Annotated in this window: 1 protein-coding gene; it reads right to left on the minus strand. The window is 74.3% G+C overall.

Annotated elements, in window-relative coordinates; translation table 11 throughout:
- A partial coding sequence (locus tag ACTOWL_RS37950) for a molybdopterin molybdotransferase MoeA (RefSeq protein ID WP_441326480.1) occupies positions 1-801 on the minus strand: 801 nt, incomplete at its 3' end.
- Positions 802-902: the final 101 nt, after the last annotated feature.

Genomic DNA, 902 nt, shown 5'->3' on the forward strand with positions numbered 1-902 from the left:
CAGCATGCCGGCGCCCTCGCGGCCATAGCGGCGGGCGACCAGGGCGCCGGACGGGTCGGTCTCCAGCACCGCGCGCAGGAACTCCCGGCGGCCCGGCTTCTTGCCGTGGCCGAAGCCGGCGGCGACCGGGAAGCGGCGCAGCGGCAGCGGTTCGGCCCCGGCCAGATGCAGCAGCAGCGGCCGCGCCACCAGCAGGAAGGTCACCATCGCCGCGACCGGGTTGCCGGGCAGGCCCAGCAGCGGCACACCGCCGATCTGGCCCAGCGCCACCGGCTTCCCCGGCTTGATCGCCAGCCGCCAGTGGTGCAACCGGCCGCCGGCCGCCTCCAGCGCCGCCTTGATGTGGTCCTCGTCGCCGACCGAGACGCCGCCGGAGGTGACGATCGCATCGGCCTCCGCCGCTGCAGCGGTCAGGGCCGAGCGGACTGCATCGGCCCCGTCCGGCACGATGCCGCGGTTGGCGACATCGCAGCCCAGCCGGCGCAGCAGCGCCGCCAGCAGGTAGCGGTTGGCGTCGTAGATCTGGCCCTCGGCGACCGGCGTGCCGGGGTCGCGCAGCTCGTCGCCGGTCGACAGGTCGTCAAAGTGAAAGGCATAGCCGTCGACCGCGGCGTTGGCGTGCGGCGGCACCGACCGGTCCGCCACCAGATCCTCGGCCAGGAAGCGGTTTTCCGCCGCGGCGAGGGAGACGGTCTCGGCCTCGGCGACCACGGCCAGGCGGGTTCGGAACTCGGCCACGGCCTCCTCGACCGACAGCAGGCGGTCGCCGAGGGCGAAGCAGTCGTCGGCGAGGCGGCCCATCAACCGGCCTTGCGGGCGAAATCGGCGACGAAATCGGCGATCGTCTCGATGTCGTCGCTATCCAGCCGCTGCCGGGCGGGGTCGGCGAACGGGCCGTCGCT

It is taken from the genome of Inquilinus sp. CA228 (assembly GCF_052078665.1).
Taxonomy (GTDB): Bacteria; Pseudomonadota; Alphaproteobacteria; order DSM-16000; family Inquilinaceae; genus Inquilinus.